This window comes from Luteimonas rhizosphaerae (genome assembly GCF_002849595.1).
GTDB classification, from domain to species: Bacteria; Pseudomonadota; Gammaproteobacteria; order Xanthomonadales; family Xanthomonadaceae; genus Luteimonas; species Luteimonas cellulosilyticus.
The window spans coordinates 36409-55708 of the sequence record NZ_NRQR01000012.1; the positions used below are offsets into that span (position 1 = coordinate 36409).

General features: G+C 69.9%; 17 protein-coding genes, 1 tRNA gene and 2 pseudogenes. 16 read left to right on the forward strand and 4 right to left on the reverse strand.

Features of this window, described 5'->3' with window-relative positions:
* The first annotated feature begins 216 nt into the window (after positions 1–216).
* From rpe to CJ022_RS05260, 11 genes and pseudogenes are all read left to right on the forward strand, one after another.
* Positions 217–900 (forward strand): ribulose-phosphate 3-epimerase, encoded by a 684-nt coding sequence (rpe, locus tag CJ022_RS05215; RefSeq protein WP_101925620.1) that lies wholly within the window; start codon positions 217–219, stop codon positions 898–900.
* Positions 897–1370, forward strand: coding sequence for a ribonuclease E activity regulator RraA (gene rraA / locus CJ022_RS05220; protein WP_101925621.1), 474 nt, complete (start codon positions 897–899; stop codon positions 1368–1370). The genes rpe and rraA overlap by 4 nt, the downstream gene beginning before the upstream one ends.
* 362 nt (positions 1371–1732) lie before the next feature.
* Positions 1733–2683, forward strand: a complete 951-nt coding sequence (gene yegS, locus CJ022_RS05225; RefSeq protein WP_101925622.1) for a lipid kinase YegS — start codon at positions 1733–1735, stop codon at positions 2681–2683.
* Between the two features lie 150 nt (positions 2684–2833).
* Positions 2834–4333, forward strand: coding sequence for an anthranilate synthase component I (trpE, locus tag CJ022_RS05230; RefSeq protein WP_101925623.1), 1500 nt, complete (start codon positions 2834–2836; stop codon positions 4331–4333).
* A gap of 112 nt (positions 4334–4445) precedes the next feature.
* A complete protein-coding gene (locus tag CJ022_RS05235) occupies positions 4446–5024 on the forward strand; it encodes an anthranilate synthase component II (protein WP_101925624.1) in 579 nt (192 codons plus the stop codon).
* A gap of 227 nt (positions 5025–5251) precedes the next feature.
* A complete protein-coding gene (gene trpD, locus CJ022_RS05240; RefSeq protein ID WP_101925625.1) occupies positions 5252–6289 on the forward strand; it encodes an anthranilate phosphoribosyltransferase in 1038 nt (345 codons plus the stop codon).
* A 79-nt stretch (positions 6290–6368) separates the two neighbouring features.
* Positions 6369–7211: a cyanophycinase gene (locus tag CJ022_RS05245; RefSeq protein WP_101925626.1), complete on the forward strand. Its 843-nt coding sequence runs from the start codon at positions 6369–6371 to the stop codon at positions 7209–7211.
* A gap of 31 nt (positions 7212–7242) precedes the next feature.
* On the forward strand, positions 7243–10035 hold the full coding sequence (gene cphA / locus CJ022_RS05250) for a cyanophycin synthetase (protein ID WP_101925627.1): 2793 nt from the start codon (positions 7243–7245) through the stop codon (positions 10033–10035).
* 2 nt (positions 10036–10037) lie between these two features.
* On the forward strand, positions 10038–11873 hold the full coding sequence (locus tag CJ022_RS05255) for a Mur ligase family protein (RefSeq protein ID WP_101925628.1): 1836 nt from the start codon (positions 10038–10040) through the stop codon (positions 11871–11873).
* Positions 11870–12652, forward strand: a pseudogene (trpC, locus tag CJ022_RS17220) (indole-3-glycerol phosphate synthase TrpC); the annotation flags it as partial. The gene CJ022_RS05255 and the pseudogene trpC, both read left to right, overlap by 4 nt.
* A 174-nt stretch (positions 12653–12826) precedes the next feature.
* Entirely contained in the window at positions 12827–13552 is a 726-nt protein-coding gene (locus tag CJ022_RS05260; protein ID WP_233198627.1) for a haloacid dehalogenase-like hydrolase, read from the forward strand.
* On the opposite strand, the pseudogene CJ022_RS05265 reads toward CJ022_RS05260, so the two are convergent.
* The 3 genes and pseudogenes from CJ022_RS05265 to crp all read right to left on the reverse strand — a co-directional run bounded on the left by CJ022_RS05265 (position 13541) and on the right by crp (position 15496).
* Positions 13541–14262, reverse strand: a pseudogene (locus tag CJ022_RS05265) (sulfite exporter TauE/SafE family protein). The gene CJ022_RS05260 and the pseudogene CJ022_RS05265 overlap by 12 nt on opposite strands.
* 87 nt (positions 14263–14349) lie before the next feature.
* Positions 14350–14823: a GNAT family N-acetyltransferase gene (locus tag CJ022_RS05270; RefSeq protein ID WP_101925629.1), complete on the reverse strand. Its 474-nt coding sequence runs from the start codon at positions 14821–14823 to the stop codon at positions 14350–14352.
* Positions 14824–14830: 7 nt separating this feature from the next.
* Positions 14831–15496 carry a cAMP-activated global transcriptional regulator CRP gene (gene crp, locus CJ022_RS05275; RefSeq protein ID WP_101925746.1) on the reverse strand — a complete coding sequence of 222 codons (666 nt, stop codon included), beginning with the start codon at positions 15494–15496 and terminating at the stop codon, positions 14831–14833.
* Positions 15497–15658: 162 nt separating this feature from the next.
* On the opposite strand from crp, the gene speD reads away from it, so the two are divergent.
* Complete coding sequence (gene speD / locus CJ022_RS05280) at positions 15659–16450, forward strand: adenosylmethionine decarboxylase (RefSeq protein WP_101925630.1); 792 nt, start codon at positions 15659–15661, stop codon at positions 16448–16450.
* Positions 16451–16552: 102 nt separating this feature from the next.
* Here the strand turns inward: speD and coq7 are convergent, their stop codons facing one another.
* Positions 16553–17203, reverse strand: coding sequence for a 2-polyprenyl-3-methyl-6-methoxy-1,4-benzoquinone monooxygenase (gene coq7, locus CJ022_RS05285; RefSeq protein ID WP_101925631.1), 651 nt, complete (start codon positions 17201–17203; stop codon positions 16553–16555).
* A gap of 266 nt (positions 17204–17469) precedes the next feature.
* On the opposite strand from coq7, the gene rplM reads away from it, so the two are divergent.
* From rplM to CJ022_RS05305, 4 genes are all read left to right on the forward strand, one after another.
* Positions 17470–17898: a 50S ribosomal protein L13 gene (rplM, locus tag CJ022_RS05290; RefSeq protein WP_101925632.1), complete on the forward strand. Its 429-nt coding sequence runs from the start codon at positions 17470–17472 to the stop codon at positions 17896–17898.
* A gap of 3 nt (positions 17899–17901) precedes the next feature.
* Positions 17902–18294, forward strand: a complete 393-nt coding sequence (gene rpsI, locus CJ022_RS05295; protein WP_101925633.1) for a 30S ribosomal protein S9 — start codon at positions 17902–17904, stop codon at positions 18292–18294.
* A gap of 86 nt (positions 18295–18380) precedes the next feature.
* Positions 18381–18455: transfer RNA gene (locus CJ022_RS05300), tRNA-Gln, on the forward strand.
* Between the two features lie 102 nt (positions 18456–18557).
* Positions 18558–19292 carry a 2OG-Fe dioxygenase family protein gene (locus CJ022_RS05305; RefSeq protein WP_101925634.1) on the forward strand — a complete coding sequence of 245 codons (735 nt, stop codon included), beginning with the start codon at positions 18558–18560 and terminating at the stop codon, positions 19290–19292.
* Positions 19293–19300 lie beyond the last annotated feature (8 nt).

Genomic DNA, 19300 nt, shown 5'->3' on the forward strand with positions numbered 1-19300 from the left:
GAAGTGCGTCGGTCTCGGACGCGACGCAAGGGATACGCAGGCGTTCGTGAGCCAGATGCATGCGCGCGTCAGCGAGATGAATGAATGGGCGGACACGATTCATGCAGCGCGCCCCGGCGGCCGGCGCGACGACGCCTCGCGGGGCCTGCCCCGGAGCCGATCCCCTAGAATGGCGCCGCGGTCGCGACGACCGTTTCCGCCCCTTCTGGACCCGCCATGCAGCCGCCCGTCATCGCGCCTTCGATCCTCTCCGCCAACTTCGCCAGGCTCGGCGAAGAGGTCGACAACGTCCTCGCCGCCGGCACCGACTGGGTGCATTTCGACGTCATGGACAACCATTACGTACCGAACCTGACGATCGGTCCGCTGGTCTGCGAGGCGCTGCGCAAGCACGGCGTGACCGCGCCGATCGACGTGCACCTGATGGTCGAACCGGTCGACCGGCTGGTGCCCGATTTCGCGAAGGCCGGTGCCACCCTGATCAGCTTCCACCCCGAAGCCAGCCGCCACGTGCACCGGACGATCCAGCTGATCAAGGCCGAAGGCTGCCAGGCGGGCCTGGTGCTGAACCCGGCGACGCCGCTCGAGGTGCTCGACTACGTGCTCGACGAGCTCGACATGGTGCTGCTGATGTCGGTCAACCCCGGCTTCGGCGGCCAGGCCTTCATCCCCTCGACGCTCGACAAGCTGCGCCAGGTGCGCGCGCGCATCGACGCCAGCGGCCGGCCGGTCCGGCTGGAGATCGACGGCGGCGTGAAGCCCGACAACATCGGCGAGATCGCCGCCGCGGGCGCCGACACCTTCGTCGCCGGCTCGGCGATCTTCGGCAAGCCGGACTACCGCGCGGTGGTCGACGCGATGCGCGCCGAGATCGCGCGTGCGACCGGGCTGCGCGCATGAAGACCTGCGACCTCTGCGACGCATTCGCCGACGAGCTGCAGGTGCTCGATCTGCCGCTCAGCGATTTCGGCGGGCAACTCGCCTTCGCCGGCCTCGTCAGCACGGTCATGACGCTGGACGACAATTCGCGCGTCCGCGAGGCGCTTGCCGAAGCCGGCGAGGGGCGGGTGCTGGTCGTCGACGGGGGCGGCTCCACCCGCCGCGCACTGCTCGGCGACATGCTGGCCGCGCAGGCCGTCGCCAACGGCTGGGCCGGCGTGCTGGTCCACGGCGCGATCCGCGACAGCGAGACCGTCGGCGCACTGGCGCTGGGCGTCAAGGCGCTGGGCACCTGCCCGCTGAAGAGCGACAAGCGCGACCAGGGCGTGCGCGACGTGCCGGTCGAAATCGCCGGCCTCGTGATCCGTCCCGGCATGTGGCTGGCCGCGGACGAGGATGGCGTCGTCCTCGCTGCACGCGCCCTCGTCTAAGGGCAGCTGCGGCAGCGCGCCCGGTCGCGGCGCGGACGACGCGCTCGTACAGGCGTCGCTACCCGGGCCGCCACGCTTGGCGCCGTGAGGTGGAAACGCCTTCCTCGCGAGGCGCGCGTCGTGAGGCCCCACGTTGCGGTCGAAAAGGCACACAAAAAAAGGCGCCTCCCGCATGCGGAAGGCGCCCTGGAATATTGGAGGCTGATCCTGCCTCCGCCCGTCGTCCCTGGTATGGCCTTCGATGCTCCGCCCCGTCGATGACACGGTGGTGACAGGCAGGCTGCAGCCCGTGAGGACCGGTTAACGACGGCGCGCCGCGCGTCGGATACGCTGCGCGCCGTCCCCCGCAGCCTTCCGCCCCCATGTCGCAGCCCCACTGGCGTCTGATCCTCAACGGCAAGTCCGCGGGCGACGACGACGTGCGCGAGGCGGTGCATGCGCTGCGCGCGCAGGGCCGCACCGTCGACGTGCGCGTGACCTGGGAATCTGGCGATGCCGCGCGGCATGTCGACGTCGCGGTCACGGAGGGCGTCGATGTCCTCATCGCCGGCGGCGGCGACGGCACCCTGAAGGAAGTCGCCGCGGCGCTCGCCGCGCATGCCGCCGAAGCGCAGGCGCTGCCGTCGCTGGGCCTGCTGCCGCTGGGCACCGCCAACGACTTCGCGACGGCCGCGGGCCTTCCCGACGAACCGCTGCCGGCGCTGGAGCTCCTCGCGGCGCGCGCGCCGGTGCCGGTCGATCTGATCCGCGTCGCGTCCGACGACGGCGTGCACTGGTGCGTGAATCTCGGCACCGGCGGCTTCGGCACCCAGGTCACCGTCGAGACCCACGAAGGCCTGAAGAAGGTGCTCGGCGGGCTGGCCTACTTCATCACCGGCCTGTCGCGGATCGGCACGATCGAGCCGATCCAGGCGCGCATCACCGGCGACGGCTTCGAATGGGACGGCGGTTTCATCGCGCTGGGGGTCGGCAACGGACGCCAGGCTGGGGGCGGGCAGGCGTTGTGCCCGGATGCGCTGATCGACGACGGCCTGCTCGACATCACCGTCGTGCGCGAACTCGAAGGCGAGCTGGTCGCCACCCTGCGCACCGCCCTGACCGAAGGCAAGGTCGCCGCCCTCGACCAGGTCGCGGTGCGCACGCGACTGCCGGCGGTGACGATCGACGCGGCGGCACCGATGACGCTCAACCTCGACGGCGAGCCGGTGACGTCGCGCCGTTTCGAGATCCGCTGCGTCCCGGCGCGGCTGCGCATGCACCTGCCGGCCGGCTGCGTGCTGCTGTCGGCCACGCCGGTCGCCGTCGACGCCTGATGCTGCGGTCGCGCAATCGCCGGCGAGCCGCTACAGTAGCCGCCATGCGCGCGACCGCACCCCTGCATTTCCGTTCCGCCGGCACCGGCTGGCGATGGTGGCCCTCGGCTGCACTCGCCCCTGTCTGCCTGCTTTCGAAGGAAATGCCGCGTGATCCCGCAACCCGACTTCCAGCGCTACGCCACTGACGGCTACACCCGCGTCCCCGTGGTCCGCGAGGTGCTGTCCGACCTCGACACGCCGCTCTCGGTCTACCTGAAACTCGCCGACGGCCCGCACACCTACCTGTTCGAATCGGTGGAGGGCGGTGAACGCTTCGGCCGCCATTCCATCATCGGCCTGCCGGCCTCGCGGGTGTACGCCTTCGACGGCCACACGCTGACGGTCAGCGAACACGGCGAGACCCTGGAGACGCGCGAGGTCGCCGATCCCTTCGCCGAAGTCGAACGCCTGCGCAGCGAACACCGGGTGCCGCAGATCGACGGTCTGCCGGCCTTCACCGGCGGCCTGGTCGGCTGGTTCGGTTTCGAGTGCATCGAGTACATCGAACCGCGCTTGCGCGACGGCGTGCGCGCCGACGTCCGCGACGAACTCGGCACGCCCGACATCCTGCTGATGCGCAGCGAGGAAGTCGCGGTGTTCGACAACCTCAAGGGCCGCCTGTACCTGATCGTGCACGCCGATCCCCGCGAGCCGCAGGCGCTGGCGCGCGCCAACCGCCGGCTCGATGCGCTCACGCATCGCCTGCGCCAGGGCGGCACGGGCTATCCGGAAACCCTGCAGCCCGCCGCGCTTGACGAGTCCGACTTCGTGTCCGGTTTCACCCGCGAAGGCTTCATCGATGCCGTCGCGACCACCAAGGAGTTCATCGCCGCCGGCGACGCCTTCCAGGTCGTGCTGTCGCAGCGCATGTCGGTGCCGTTCCACGCGCGGCCGGTCGATGTCTACCGGGCGCTGCGCGCACTCAATCCCTCGCCCTACATGTACTTCCTCGATGTCGGCGGCACCCAGGTCGTGGGTTCGTCGCCGGAGATCCTCGTGCGGCTCCAGCACACCGGCGACGGCGGCGGCGAGGTCACGGTGCGTCCGATCGCCGGCACCCGCCCGCGCGGCGCGACGCCGGCCGAGGATCTCGCGCTCGAGGCCGAACTGCTGGCCGATCCCAAGGAACGCGCCGAACACCTGATGCTGATCGACCTGGGCCGCAACGACGTCGGCCACGTGTCGGCGCCGGGCACCGTCGAGGTCGGCGAGCGCTTCGTCATCGAGCGCTACAGCCACGTCATGCACATCGTCAGCGAGGTCACCGGCCGGCTGAAGGAGGGCCTGAGCTACGCCGACGTGCTGCGCGCGACGTTTCCCGCGGGCACCGTCAGTGGCGCGCCCAAGGTGCGCGCGCTGGAGATCATCCGCAGCCTCGAGCCGGTCAAGCGCAACGTCTATTCCGGCGCGGTCGGCTGGCTCGGCTGGCACGGCGACGCCGATACCGCGATCGCGATCCGCACCGCGGTGATCCAGGACGGCCGCCTCTACGTGCAGGCCGGCGCCGGCATCGTCCACGACTCCGATCCCGGCAAGGAATGGGACGAGACGATGAACAAGGGACGCGCGCTGTTCCGCGCGGTCGCCGAAGCGGCCAAGGGCCTGTGAGCACGTCGACGAGCTGCCCGGGACGCCGCCTGCGTGACCGGCGCGGCGCATCAAAAGCGCGGCTCGACTGTGTTTCCTTCTTTCCCTACGCAAGCGATCGCGGAACCTCCCCATGCTGTTGATGCTCGACAACTACGACAGCTTCACCTGGAACCTCGTGCAGTACCTGCAGACGCTGGGCGCCGAGGTGCGGGTGGAGCGCAACGATGCGCTGACCGTCGACGAGATCGCCAGGCTCGCACCCGAGCGCATCGTGATCTCGCCGGGGCCGTGTACGCCGAACGAGGCCGGCGTGTCGCTGGAGGTGATCGAGCGGCTCGGCGCGACGACGCCGATCCTCGGCGTGTGCCTCGGCCACCAGGGCATCGGCCAGGCCTACGGCGGCAGGGTGGTCCGCGCCGGCCGGATCATGCACGGCAAGACGTCGGCGATCCGCCACGCAGGCACGGGCGTGTTCGCCGGTCTGCCGGACGGGTACGAGGCCACGCGCTACCACTCGCTGGTGGTCGAGCAGGCTTCGCTGCCGGACTGCCTCGAAGTCACGGCGTGGACCGAGCACGACGACGGCAGCCGCGAGGAGATCATGGGCCTGCGGCATCGCACGCATCCGGTCGAAGGCGTGCAGTTCCATCCCGAGTCGATCCTCACCGAGCACGGGCACGCGCTGTTGAAGAACTTCCTGGAGCGTTGAGGCTTCGGCAGTCCGTCCCGTGAAAGCGGGGCGTTCCACAGCCGAATGTCCGGTCATCCAGCGACGCCTTTCCTCGGTTCGCGTGGCCAGACCCGAAGCGCGCGTTCTTGGATCGGCCCGTTCGCGGGAACGACGGGAACGAAACGAGACGTTTCACGAATCACGAATCAATGGCTTTCAACGGACGAACGTCCGGTCATCACGAATCACGAATCCAGAGCCACGCCATGCCCATCACGCCCCACGAAGCCCTGCAACGCACCATCGAGCACCGCGAGATCTTCCGCGACGAGATGGTCGAGCTGATGCGCCAGATCATGCGCGGCGAGGTGTCGCCGTTGATGACCGCGGCGATCCTGTCCGGTCTGCGGGTCAAGAAGGAGACCGTCGACGAGATCGCCGGTGCGGCCCAGGTCATGCGCGAGTTCGCGCTGCCCGTGCCCGTCGCCGACGCCGATCGCGCGCATCTGGTCGACATCGTCGGTACCGGCGGCGATGGCGCGCACACCTTCAACATCTCCACCGCCAGCATGTTCGTCGTGGCCGCGGCCGGGGCGAAGGTCGCCAAGCACGGCAACCGCAGCGTGTCGTCGAAGTCGGGCAGCGCCGACGTGCTCGAAGCGCTCGAGGCGCACATCGAACTGCAGCCCGACCAGGTCGCGCGCTGCATCGCGCAGACCGGCATCGGCTTCATGTACGCGCCGGTCCACCATCCGGCGATGAAGGCGGTCGCGCCGGTGCGCCGCGAGATGGGCGTGCGCACGATCTTCAACATCCTCGGGCCGCTGACCAATCCGGCCGGCGCGCCGAACATCCTGATGGGCGTGTTCCATCCCGACCTTGTCGGCATCCAGGTGCGCGTGCTGCGCGAACTCGGCGCCGAGCGCGCGCTGGTGGTCTGGGGGCGCGACGGCATGGACGAGATCTCGCTCGGCGCCGGCACCCTGGTCGGCGAGCTGCGCGACGGCGAGGTCCGCGAATACGAGATCCATCCCGAGGATTTCGGCATCGCGATGGCCGCCAGCCGCAACCTGCGGGTGGCGGATGCCGCCGAGTCGAAGGCGATGGTGCTCGAGGCGTTGTCGGGCACCGGCGGTCTGCCGCGCGACATCGTGACGCTGAACGCCGGCGCCGCGCTGTACGTCGCCGGCGTCGCCGAATCGATCGCCGATGGCGTGGTCCGCGCGCGCGCGGCGATCGACGAGGGCGAGGCGATGCGACGCCTGCAGGCCTTCGTCGCGGCGACGCGCGCACTGGCCGCCTGAGCCCACATCCACCCGCGGTGCCGCGTGCTACGGTGCCGCCCTGTTTTTCCGGTCGTCGACCGGTCGAGGAAGCGCCCGCATGCCCAGCAAGACCCCCGAAGGCGCCCAGCGCGGCTGGATCGTCCCCATCGGCGGCGCCGAGGACAAGGAACGCGGCGCGAAGATCCTGCGGCGGTTCCTCGCGATCTGCGGCGGCGAGGGCGCGAAGCTCGTCGTGATCCCGACCGCGAGCCGCCTGGTCGAGACCGGCGAGCGCTACGAGGAACTGTTCCTGGCGATGGGCGCGGGCGAGGTCACGGTGCTCGATTTCGACACCCGCCGCGATGCGCAGGAACCGAGTCGCGTCGCCGCGATCGAGGCCGCCGACGGCATTTTCATCACCGGCGGGAACCAGCTGCGGCTGTCGACGATCCTCGGCGGCACGCCGGTCGCACAGGCGATCCGCGCGGCGAACGCGTCGGGCACGCCCGTCGGCGGCACCAGCGCCGGCGCCGGCATCCTGTGCGAGCACATGATCGCCGGCGGCGATGGCGACAGCGGTGCGCCGCGCGCCGACAGCGTGCGCCTGGCGCCGGGCCTCGGCCTGACCAACCGCGTCGTCATCGACCAGCATTTTCGCCAGCGCGACCGGGTCGGCCGCCTGCTCGCGGCGCTGGCCTACAACCCGTTCGCGATTGGCCTCGGCGTCGACGAGGACACCGCGGCCTTCATCGGCCCCGACGGCGGCATCGAAGTCGAGGGCAGCGGCACGGTCACGGTCATCGATGCCAACGACCTGCAGTTCTCGTCGATGGCCCAGGTCGGCGGCGATTCCCCGGTCTGCATGCTCGGCCTGCAGGTCCACATCCTGACCGCCGGCGCGACCTTCAACATCGAGACCCGGCGCGCCGCGGCGGGCACGCTGTCGCCAGCGAAAACCTGATACAACCATCGCCCATCACAGGAGAGCCGGCATGCGCATACTCGAACGTTCCATCTTCGTGGGACCGTCGCAGTTCGCGCACTTTCCGGTCATCCGGCTGGTGCTCGACCTCGAAGCGCTCGAAGCCTGGCCGACCGGCCGGCTGGGCGCCGGATTCGTCGACGGCCTGGTCGCGGCGCTGCCCGGCCTCGCCGAGCACGGCTGCTCCTACCGCGAGCCCGGCGGCTTCATGCGCCGCATGCGCGAGGGCGAAGGCACGTGGCTGGGCCACGTCATGGAACACGTCGCGATCGAACTGCAGAACATCGCCGGCGAGGACGTGACCTTCGGCCGCACGCGCAGCATCGGCGACGACCGTCCCGGTGTGTATTCGGTCGTCTACGAATACGCGCAGCGCGAGGAAGGCATCGCCGCCGGCGAGCTCGCGATCCGGCTGCTCGCGTCGCTGCTGCCCGAGGCGATCCGCCCGGCCAACAGCGTGCCGGACGACTTCGACTGGAACCACGCGCGCGACGACTTCATCCGCTACGCGCAGAAGCGCGCGCTGGGCCCGTCGACCGCGTCGCTGGTGCGCGCCGCCGTCGACCGCGGCATCCCGTGGCTGCGCCTCAACCAGCAGTCGCTGATCCAGTTCGGCCACGGCAAGTACCAGCAGCGCATCCAGGCGACGATCACCGGACGCACGCCCTACATCGCCGTCGAACTCGCCAGCGACAAGGAAGAGACCAACAAGATCCTCGCGTCGCTCGGCATCCCGGTGCCGCGGCAGCAGCTCGTCAACAGCCAGGTCGATGCGCTGAAGGCCGCGCGCCGGCTCGGCGGGTCGGTTGTGCTCAAGCCCTACAACGGCAACCACGGCCGCGGCATCACCATCGACATCCGCGAGGACGACGAGATCCGCGAGGCCTTCGTCGCCGCGCAGGCACACTCGCGCTCGGTCATCGTCGAGACCTTCCAGCCCGGCGACGACCATCGCCTGCTGGTCATCAACGGCGAGCTGATCGCCGCGACCCGGCGCACGCCCGGCCACGTCGTCGGCGACGGCGCGAAGACGATCGCCGAGCTGGTCGACGAGGTGAACCAGGATCCGCGCCGCGGCGTCGGCCACGAGAAGGTGCTGACCCGGCTCGAGCTCGACGCCCAGGCGATGCTGATGATGGAGCGGGTCGGCTGCACCGCGGCGTCGGTGCCGAAGCCGGGCGAGGTCGTCTTCCTGCGCTCGACCGCGAACCTGTCGACCGGCGGCACCGCGACCGACGTCACCGACATCATCCACCCCGACAACCGCGACATGGCCGTGCGCGCGGTGCGCGCGATCGGCCTCGACGTCGGCGGCGTCGACTTCATCACCCCGAACATCGCCGAGAGCTACAAGGACATCGGCGGCGCGATCTGCGAGGTCAACGCCGCGCCCGGCTTCCGCATGCACGTCGCGCCGAGCGAGGGCACGCCGCGCGATGCCGCCGGTCCGGTCATCGACATGCTGTTTCCGCCGGGCTCGCCGTCGCGCGTGCCGATCGCCGCGGTCACCGGCACCAACGGCAAGACCACGACCGCGCGCATGCTCGCCCACATCACCAAGATGGCCGGCCTCACCCCGGGCCTGACGACGACCGATGGTGTCTACATCGACGGCCAGCGCACCGTGGAAGGCGACATGACCGGGCCGGTGTCGGCGCGCATGGTGCTGTCGGATCCGCACATCGACGTCGCCGTGCTCGAGACCGCGCGCGGCGGCCTGCTGCGCGCCGGCATGGGCGTGCCCGAGGTCGATGTCGGCGCCGTGCTCAACGTGCAGTCCGACCACCTGGGCCTCAAGGGCATCGATACGCTGGAGCAGCTGGCCGAGATCAAGCGCATCGTTGTCGAGGTTGCGCGCGACTGCGCGGTACTCAACGCCGACGACCACAACGTGCTGCGGATGTCGGCCTACACCGATGCGAAGACCATCTGCTACGTGACGATGAATCCCTCGCACGCGCTGGTGCGCGAGCATATCCGTGCCGGCGGCCGCGCCTGTGCGCTGGAGGCCGGTGTCAACGGCCACATGATCACGCTCTACGACAAGGGCGGCCACATCCCGTTGATGTGGACCCACCTGGTGCCGGCGACGATGGAAGGCCGCGCGCTGCACAACGTGCAGAACGCGATGTTCGCCGCGGCGATGGCGTTCTCGCTGGGTATCAAGCTCGATGCGATCCGCCAGGGCCTGCGCACGTTCGACACCACGTTCTTCCAGGCGCCAGGACGCATGAACGTGTTCGACGAGCATCCCTTCAAGGTGATCATGGATTACGCGCACAACGCGCACGCGGTCGGCGTCATGGCCGAGCTCGCGCAGCGGCTCGACGTGACCGGCCGGCGCATCGTCGTCGTCGCCGCGCCGGGCGACCGTCGCGACGAGGACCTGCAGGCGATCGCCGCCGCGGTCGAGGGCAAGTTCGACCACTACATCGTGCGCCGCGACGATGCGCTGCGTGGCCGCGACGGCGACGAGGTACCGCGGATCATCGGCAAGGCGCTCCAGGCCGCAGGCGTGGCGGCGGACGCGATCAGCCTGGTGCCCGACGAGCAGGACGCCATCGAGCGGGCGCTGCAGATGGGCCGCCCGGGCGATCTGATCGTCGTCTTCGCCGACGTGCTGGCACGTTCGTGGAAGCAGATCATCAAGTTCAACGCCGACGGCGACACCCCGCGCACGCCGCGCGTCGAACTGCCGTCGGGCGAGCCGGCCCACAGCGCCGACGAGGCCGCGGTCGCGGCGATGGAAGGCGTGGTCCGCGACGAACGCGGGCTGGTGTTCGAGCGCGAGGAAAGCGACTGACGATGTCCGCCGAACCGTTCGAGGAATCGCGCCGGCTGACCGGCACCAACGTGTATTTCGCCGGCACCGGCGCCGCGCTGGAGACCGCCGTCGGCGTGCCGGTCGCGGCGACGTGGCTGGCCGCGTGGCAGCACCGCATCGACGCCGTGCGCACCGCGCTGCACTGGCGCGAGGACGCCGTGGTGGTGCGTCCGCACCGCAGCGGCGTGTCGCTCGCATTCGCCGCGCCATCGGACCAGCTCTATGCGGCGACCGAGATCGCCGAGTGGGCTTGGTGGTCGGTGGTGCTGGAACTGGCCGACGCCGACGCCGGCGCCGGCGCCGCGTTCGCGCACGACCTGCCGCATGCCCCCGGCCACGCCGACGTGCGCGATGCCGGCACCGCGCTGCACACGCTGATCCGCGTCGCCCGCGCCGAATCGGTGCCCGGCCTGCTGGCCTTGCGCGACGCCGCCGCGGCGCACGGGCTGCCGTTCCTCGCCGACGACGACGCGGTGTCGATCGGTGAGGGCACCGGGGCGCGCGTGTGGCCGGCCGACGCGCTGCCCGAGGTCGACGCGGTGCCGTGGCCCGCGCTGCACGCGATCCCGACCGCACTGGTGACCGGCTCCAACGGCAAGACCACGACGGTGCGCCTGCTCGCCGCGATGACCCGCGCGAACGGCTGGCCGACCGCGCACAGCTGCACCGACGGGGTGTTCTTCGATGGCGCGGAACTCGAGGCCGGCGATTTCTCCGGCCCGACCGGCGCGCGCACCGCGCTGCGGCAGCCGCAGGCGCAGGCCGCGATCCTCGAGACCGCGCGCGGCGGCATGCTCCGCCGCGGGCTCGCGGTGCAGCGTGCCGATGTCGCCGTCGTCACCAACATCAGCGTCGATCATTTCGGCGAGTACGGCATCCACGATCTCGACGACCTGGCCGCGGTGAAGCTGACGGTGGCGCGCGCGGTCGCCGATGACGGAGTGCTGGTGCTCAATGCGGACGATCCGGTCATCGCGCGGCAGTCGCGACTGTTCGACGCGCAGCGGCTGGGCTGGTTCGCCGGCGACGAGACGCATCCCGTGCTCGCCGCGCATCGCGCGCGTGGCGGCGCGATCTGCGGCGTGGCCGCCGGGCGCATGCGCCTGAGCCTCGATGGCGCCCTGCACGATCTCGGTGCGATCGCCGACATGCCGCTGACGCTCGGCGGCAGCGCGGTCTACAACATCGCCAACGCCGCCGCTGCCGCGCTCGCCGCGAGCGGGCTCGGCATCGCGCCCGCCATCATCGCGGACGTGCTCGCGCGGTTCGGCAATGCGCGCGGCGACAACCCCGGTCGTCTGCAGCGCTGGCAGATCGGCGGCGTCGAGGTGGTCGTCGATTACGCCCACAATCCCGACGGCCTGCGCGGCCTGCTGCGGGCGATCGGCGCGGATGCGCGACGCGGCCGTCTCGGCATCGTCGTCGGCCACGCCGGCAACCGCGAGGAAGCCGACCTGCGCGCGGTCGCCGCGACGGCCGCGGAATTCGCGCCCGAACGCGTGGTGCTGAAGAACGCCGAAGGGTATCTGCGTGGCCGCGCGCCAGACGAGATCCCGCGGATCATGCGCGATGAACTGATGCGCCGCGGCATGGGCGAACATGACGCGGTGATCGAGCTCGACGAGGTCGACGCGGCGCGCCACCTGCTGGCATGGGCGCGCGCCGGCGATCTCGTCGTCGCCCCGATCTTCGATGCCGCGCCGCGCGCGCGACTGCAGGTCCTGCTCGATGCGATGCAGGCGGCCGGCTGGCAGGCGGGCGATCCGCTGCCGCCCCGAGACGAGAATTCCGATGACGCACCAGGACAACCGACGTGAGTGACGTGCTGCAGCAGATCGTGCGCCGCAAGCACGAGGAGATCATCGCGCGCCGCGCCACTACGCCGCTGCAGGAACTGATCGCGCGTGCGGCCGACGCCTCGCCCGTGCGGGGCTTCGCCGCGGCGATCGAAGCGAAGATCGCCGCCGGCGATGCCGCGGTGATCGCCGAGGTCAAGAAGGCCAGCCCGTCGAAAGGCGTGATCCGGCCGGACTTCCAGCCTGCGGCGATCGCGCGCAGTTACGAAGCCGGCGGCGCGGCGTGCCTGTCGGTGCTGACCGACATCGATTTCTTCCAGGGCGCCGACGCCTACCTCGTCGAAGCGCGCGCCGCGTGCGCGCTGCCGGTCCTGCGCAAGGACTTCATGCTCGACGCCTACCAGGTCTACGAGGCGCGCGCGCTCGGCGCCGACTGCATCCTGCTGATCGTCGCCGCGCTCGAAGACCGCCAGCTGATCGAACTGGGCGAGCTGGCGATGTCGCTCGGCATGGACGTACTGGTCGAAGTGCACGACATCGACGAGCTCGAGCGCGCCCTGCAACTGCCGGCGCCGCTGCTAGGCGTCAACAACCGCAGTCTGCGCACCTTCGAGGTGTCGCTCGACACGACGCTGTCGCTGCAGGCCGCGGTGCCGCGCGACCGGCGGCTGGTCACCGAAAGCGGGATCCACGGACGCGACGATGTCGCCCGCATGCGCGCGGCGGGCATCGACGCGTTCCTCGTCGGGGAGTCCTTCATGCGCGCGCCCGATCCGGGTGAGGCCTTGCGCCGGATGTTCGCGGGCGATACCACGCCGCCTGCGACCCGAGATGTGCCGGTGCCCGCCGCACCGGTGGCCGTCCCGGCGCCGTCGGGCCTGTCGGCGATCGCGATCGCCAGTGCGACCGCCACGCCCGTGGCAGCGTCGGCGCAAGCGGCGTCGGCCGGTGACTCAGCACCCGTAGTCGCCCACCTGCTGCGTGCCGACGGCGCCCCGGGCCTGGCGAAGACCGTCGTCTTCGATTTCGATCACACGCTCTACGACGGCGACTCGGGCACGCATCTGTTCAAGTGGCTGATCCAGCGCCGCTGGTGGCGGGTGGCGCTGGCCGTGCTGGTCACGCCGGTGTTCGGCCTGATGACGGCGTTCCTGCCGACCCGCCGCTACGGCATCTCGGCCTACGTCTGGATCGGCACCGTCGGCCTGCACAGCCGCGGCTCGCTGGATGCGCTGATCGATCGCTACGTCGCGACCAACGCCGACCGGATCCGTCCGCGCCTGCTGCCGGTCGCGCTCGACGTGCTGCACGCGCACCGCGAGGCCGGCGATCGCGTGGTCATCGCGACCGGCGCGCCGCCGGAGCTGGCCCGCGCGATCCTCGCGTTCGTCGCCCACGAGACCGTGCCGGTGATCGGCACCCTCGTCGGCCCCAAGTTCGGCGCGGTGACCGCGACCCGGCACTGCCATGCCGAGGAGAAGATGCGGATGCTGCGCGAGGGCGGCTACGGCGACATCGACGTCTGCTATTCGGATTCGTCGGCCGACCTGCCGCTGCTGCGGGCCGCGACGACGCCGGTCGTCGTCAATCCCAAGCACGGCCTGGTCGACATGTTCCGCCGCGTGCTGCCGCCGGGCACGCCGATCCTCAACTGGGGTTGCGCCGACCGCGGCGGCGCGCCGGTGGCGTCACTCGAATAGCGTCGTGCCGATCTGGTAGAGGCTGATGCCCATCACCAGCACGCCGACCGCGAGCAGCACCCAGCGCTCGCGGACATGGCGCACGAACACGGCGGCGAGGGGCGCGGCGATCATGCCGCCGACCAGCAGGCCCAGCACGATCTCCAGATGCTGCAGGCCCATCGACAGGAAGAACGTCACCGAGATTTGACGGTGCCGATCGTGGTCCGGGCGACGCCGCCGCGCGCGAGCAGCGTCGAGGTGGCCACCGGCCCCCAGCCGCCGCCGCCGCTGGCATCGAGCAGGCCCGCGACGAAACCCAGCAACGGGACGCGGCGCACCTCCTGCTTCGGCATCAGCCGGCCGGCGGCGCGCAGCAGGATCAGCAGCGACAGCAGCAACAGGTAGGCGTAGACGAACGGGCGGATGACGTCGCCCGGCAGCCGGGTCAGCACGTAGGCGCCGATGACGCCGCCGACCATGCCCGGAATCGCCAGGCGCAGGAACAGGCGCCGGTCGACATTGCGCATCGCCAGGTGCGATGCACCGGACGCGCCGGTCGTGAACACCTCGGCCGTGTGCACGCTGGCGCTGACCGCCGCCGGCGGCAGGCCCATGCCCAGCAGCACCGACGACGACACCAGCCCGAAGGCCATGCCGAGCGCACCGTCGACGAGCTGCGCGCCCAGTCCGACGAGCACGAAGAACAGAAACTGGTCACCGAGTTCCACAGGGCACCATCCACGCGGCAGGGGAGCGCAGGCGCAGCATAGGCATATCGGGGCGTTACGGACGTGTCGGCGACGCGGTCGCGTTCTTTAAGCGTCGCCGAGTCGCTTGATGAAGCGCAGCGTGCCGTCGCTGAAGCCGCAGGCCTTGTAGAACGCATGCGCGTCCGCGCGCTGCGAGCCGCTGGTGAGTTCCAGCCGCGCCGCACCGCCGAAGCGCGCGCGCCGTTCGGCTTCCTTGAGCAGCTGGCGGCCGAGGCCGCAGCCCTGCTCGGCCTCGGTGACGATCAGCGCCGTGATGCGGCAGGTCGTCGTGCCCAGCGGCAGGTAGTACATGAAGTCCAGCGCGATCAGCCCGCAGACCCGGCCGCCGCTGCGGGCCAGCACCAGCGCCTGGCGATCGTTGGCGGTGATCGTGACGATGCGTTCGCGGGCCTCGTCGACGCTGCAGGGGTAGCCCATCTCCGACAGCAGGCGGGCGACGTCGTCGGCGTCGATCGGCGAGGCGCTGCGGACATCGGCGTCCGGCAGGTCGCCGCGGGGTCCGAAGTGTCCGAGTGTCATCGGCCGCTCAGCGGGTGCCGAACAGGACGATGGTCTTGCCGCGCGCCGTCAGCTTGTTGTCGGCCTGCAGCTTCTTCAGCACGCGTCCGGCCATCTCGCGCGAGCAGCCGACCAGCCGCGCCAGCTCCTGCCGCGAGATCCGCAGCTGGGTGCCCTGCGGGTGGGTCATGGCTTCCGGCTCACGGGTCAGATCGTGCAGGGTGCGGATGATCCGGTCGGTGACGTCGAGGAAGGCGAGGCGGCCGGCCTTGCGGCTGGTGTCGAGCAGCCGCCGCGACAGCTGCGCGCCGATCGCGTACATGATCAGCGGCGCGTCGTTGGCCAGGGTGCCTTCGAACAGCTGGTACAGGCGCTCGTAGCTGATCTCGGCCAGTTCGCACTGGGTGCGGGTGCGCAGGATGACTTCGCGCACGTCCGATTCGATGAACAGCCCCATCTCGCCGACCATCTCGCCGGGGCCGAAGTAGCCCAGTATCAACTCCCGGCCGTCGTCTTCCTCGGTGATGATGCTGACCGAGCCGCTGACGACGAAATAGAGCGTGCCGGCCGGATCGCCCGGTCGGAACACGTCGCTGCGCGGCGGATACCGGCGCCGGTGGCAATGTGCGAGGAAACGCTCGATCGTCGCGGCGGTGGGCGCCAGCGGGTTTTGGGAACGGATCAGGTTCGGCATCACGGCCACGGAGATTGGCTTCATGTCGCTGCGAGGCAGGAGAATCCGAGAGAGTAGGGCGTCGACGCCGCGGGGGCAAACCCGTGACGGCGTCGAGGTCGCGGCACGCGGTCGCTTTGCCGCATAATCGCGCTTTCGCCCAACCCCCGAGGGTCGACCGCTGTGGTCAAACCGCTGCCCCGCCTGAAGCTTCAGGGTTTCAACAACCTGACGAAGGCCCTGTCGTTCAACATCTACGATGTCTGCTATGCCGCGTCGGAAGACGAGCGGCAGCGCTACATCGCCTACATCGACGAGGCCTACAACGCGGACCGTCTGACGCAGATCCTGACGGATGTGGCCGAGATCATCGGCGCCAACATCCTCAACATCGCGCGCCAGGACTACGACCCCCAGGGCGCGTCGGTGACGATCCTCATCTCCGAGGAGCCGGTGGTCGACCGCAAGGACGCCAAGGGCGTGATCTCCGATGCCGTCGTCGCGCATCTCGACAAGTCGCACATCACGGTGCACACGTACCCCGAGACGCATCCGGACAACGGCATCGCGACGTTCCGCGCCGACATCGACGTGGCGACCTGCGGCGTGATCTCGCCGCTGAAGGCGCTGAACTACCTGATCGAGAGCCTCGAGTCCGACATCGTGGTGATGGACTACCGGGTGCGCGGGTTCACCCGCGACGTGAAGGGCAAGAAGCACTACATCGACCACAAGATCAATTCGATCCAGGATTACCTGGCCAAGAACATCAAGTCGCGCTACGACGCGCTCGACGTGAACGTCTACCAGGAAAACATCTTCCACACGAAGATGCACCTGAAGGAGTTCGACCTCGACCAGTATCTGTTCGAGGAGAAGGCCCGCAATCTCTCGTTCAAGGACCGGATGAAGATCGAGGCGCGCCTCCGTCGCGAGATCGAAGAGCTCTACCACGGCCGCAACCTCGCCGACTGATTGCACCGGCGACGTGCGGGACCAGAAAAAAGGCCGGCATTGCCGGCCTTTTTCCATGCCCGGGCGCCGTGCACCCGGCGGGCGTCGACGTCTGTCGCACCCTCAAAGCCGGTAGGCGACCGCCTTCATCAGGCTCGACGCGGTGGCCATCAGCCTGGGGATCGGCTGCGGCAGGATCCGCGCGCCGGCCTCCTCGGCATGCGCCGCGTGGCGGGCTTCGTCCTCCTTCATCTTGCGCAGGATCTCGCGGCTGCGCTGGTCGGCCTCGGGCAAGGTCTGCAGGTGTTCGTCGAGATGCGCCTCGACCTGGCGCTCGGTCTCGACCACGAAGCCGAGGTTCCAGCCGTCGCCGCGCAGGCCGGCCGCGGCGCCGAGGGCATAGCTGCCGGCGTACCACAGCGGATTGAACAGGCTGGGCCGGCTGTCGAGTTCGCGCAGGCGCTGGGCGCACCAGGCCAGGTGATCGGTCTCTTCCTGCGCCGCTTCCAGCAGGTGGGCACGGGTGCCGGCCTCGCGCGCGACCGCCGCCTGCCCGAAGTAAAGACCCTGCGCGCAGATCTCGCCGACGTGGTTGATCCGCATCAGGCCGGCCGCGTGGCGCCGTTCCTGCTCGTTGAGCGCGATGTCGGGGGTGTCGGCGGCCGGATTGGGGCGGGTCGCGGGCGGATTGCCGAATACGGTATCGAGCGCGCGCTGGGTTTCGATCAGCAGCTGGTCGAGGGGATTCTGGTGTCGCAGCCGGGGGGCGGCCATCGGAGACTCCGGGAAGCGGGGCCTGCCCGGCAGCCGGGCAGGCGTGGCGTATGATTCTCGGCCCTTGCCGGGGCGGGCGCCACCCGCAGGACCGCGACGCACGCGGCGGCTTGCAGGGTCCGGGGATGCCCGCTATCATTCCGCCTCTTTCGTTCCGCGAAAGCCCGTCTTTCGTGGAACCTGCTTCGACAACGCGTGGCAAAGTTCCGCCGGCACCGCTGGCGCAATCCGCCCGACCAGTCACCCATCGAGTATCGAATTCCGTCATGAAGACTTTCACCGCCAAGTCCGAGACCGTCCAGCGCGACTGGTATCTCGTCGACGCCACCGGCAAGACCCTGGGCCGCCTCAGCGCGGAAATCGCCAGCCGTCTGCGCGGCAAGCACAAGCCCGTCTACACCCCGCACGTCGACACCGGCGACTACATCATCGTGGTCAATGCCGAGAAGATCGCCGTGACCGGCAAGAAGATGACGGACAAGCTCTATCACCGCTTCACGGGTTATATCGGCAACCTGAAGACCGAGTCGCTGGGCCAGGCGCTGGAGCGCCACCCCGAGCGCGTCATCGAGATCGCCGTCAAGGGCATGCTGCCGAAGAATCCGCTCGGCCGTGCCATGTACCGCAAGCTCAAGGTCTACAAGGGCTCGGAGCATCCGCATTCCGCCCAGCAGCCGCAGCCCCTGGAACTCTAAGTCATGGCAATCACCCAGAATTACGGCACCGGCCGTCGCAAGTCCTCCATCGCCCGCGTGTTCCTGCGCAAGGGCAGTGGCAACATCACCGTCAACGACCGTCCGCTCGACGAGTTCTTCGGTCGTGAGACCGCGCGCATGATCGTGCGCCAGCCGCTCGAGCTGACGCAGAACACCGAGACCTTCGACGTGCTGGTCACGACCACCGGCGGCGGCACCACCGGCCAGGCCGGCGCGATCCGCCTCGGCATCGCCCGCGCGCTGGTCGAGTACGACGAGACGCTGAAGATCGAACTGCGCAAGGCGGGCTTCATGACCCGTGACGCGCGTGAAGTCGAGCGCAAGAAGGTCGGCCTGCACAAGGCACGTCGCGCGACCCAGTTCTCGAAGCGCTGATGTGTGTCGTCCGGGTCCACGCGATGCGTGGATCCGGCAACGCCGAAGCGCGACGATTCGCGTGTTCGGCGTTACAATCGCTCCATAGCCCCGTCGCCAAGCGGTAAGGCACCTGACTCTGACTCAGGCATTCGGAGGTTCGAATCCTTCCGGGGCTGCCATACAAACGAAAAAGCCCGCCAATGGCGGGCTTTTTCGTGTCCGGGTGCCGTCGGATCGCGACTCGCGATACATCGGGCCCGGCGCGCATTTAGAATTCCGCGATGAATGCCTATCCGCCGCCATACTCCAGCGCTTCCGACGTCGTCTCCGATCTGCGCGCGCGTGGCGAGGCGGTCGTGGCGCCCGACGACGTCGCCACGCTGTGCGGTCTGGCGTTGCAGGACCTCGACGCGCTTCGAAGCAGCTGGGACGACCTGCCGGAAGACGGCTATCTGAAGGATGGCGGGCGGTACCGGCGCCGGCGCCACTCCTGCTTCGTGCACGACGGCGCGACCCTGGAGCAGGTGCCGCATCGCGCGCACTGGCAGTCCGAGGACTACAACGCCCTGCATGGCGGCATGCATCGCTGGTTCGAGCCGGTGCTGCCGGCGGTCGTCGCATCGCCGGCGTGGACCGCCCTGCTGACCGGACTTGGCGCGGTCTTCGCCCAGGTCCAGCCGCGTGCGCCGTGGCACGTGGAAGCGCACCAGTTCCGCATCGACACCACCGACGGCATCGGCCGGCCGACCCCCGAAGGCGCGCATCGCGATGGCGTGGACTTCGTCGCCGTGCTGCTGGTCGCGCGGCAGGGTATCAAGGGCGGCGAAACCCGCGTCTTCGATGCCGACGGCCCGAACGGCCAGCGCTTTACGCTGACCCGCCCGTGGTCGCTGCTGCTGCTCGACGATGCCCGGGTGATCCACGAATCGACGCCGATCCAGCCGATTGATGCCAGCGGCCACCGCGACACCCTGGTGCTGACCTACCGCAGCGGCGCGTTCCAGGGCGAGGACTGAGGCGGGTC

Coding starts and splice junctions, on each gene's coding strand:
- CJ022_RS05255 (WP_101925628.1), top strand. CDS start 10,038: ATGTCCGCCGAACCGTTCGAGGAATCGCGCCGGCTGACCGGCACCAAC.
- yegS (WP_101925622.1), top strand. CDS start 1,733: ATGTCGCAGCCCCACTGGCGTCTGATCCTCAACGGCAAGTCCGCGGGC.
- coq7 (WP_101925631.1), bottom strand. CDS start 17,203: ATGGCCGCCCCCCGGCTGCGACACCAGAATCCCCTCGACCAGCTGCTG.
- rplM (WP_101925632.1), top strand. CDS start 17,470: ATGAAGACTTTCACCGCCAAGTCCGAGACCGTCCAGCGCGACTGGTAT.
- rpe (WP_101925620.1), top strand. CDS start 217: ATGCAGCCGCCCGTCATCGCGCCTTCGATCCTCTCCGCCAACTTCGCC.
- CJ022_RS05235 (WP_101925624.1), top strand. CDS start 4,446: ATGCTGTTGATGCTCGACAACTACGACAGCTTCACCTGGAACCTCGTG.
- CJ022_RS05270 (WP_101925629.1), bottom strand. CDS start 14,823: ATGACACTCGGACACTTCGGACCCCGCGGCGACCTGCCGGACGCCGAT.
- CJ022_RS05305 (WP_101925634.1), top strand. CDS start 18,558: ATGAATGCCTATCCGCCGCCATACTCCAGCGCTTCCGACGTCGTCTCC.
- crp (WP_101925746.1), bottom strand. CDS start 15,496: ATGCCGAACCTGATCCGTTCCCAAAACCCGCTGGCGCCCACCGCCGCG.
- trpD (WP_101925625.1), top strand. CDS start 5,252: ATGCCCATCACGCCCCACGAAGCCCTGCAACGCACCATCGAGCACCGC.
- rpsI (WP_101925633.1), top strand. CDS start 17,902: ATGGCAATCACCCAGAATTACGGCACCGGCCGTCGCAAGTCCTCCATC.
- cphA (WP_101925627.1), top strand. CDS start 7,243: ATGCGCATACTCGAACGTTCCATCTTCGTGGGACCGTCGCAGTTCGCG.
- rraA (WP_101925621.1), top strand. CDS start 897: ATGAAGACCTGCGACCTCTGCGACGCATTCGCCGACGAGCTGCAGGTG.
- CJ022_RS05245 (WP_101925626.1), top strand. CDS start 6,369: ATGCCCAGCAAGACCCCCGAAGGCGCCCAGCGCGGCTGGATCGTCCCC.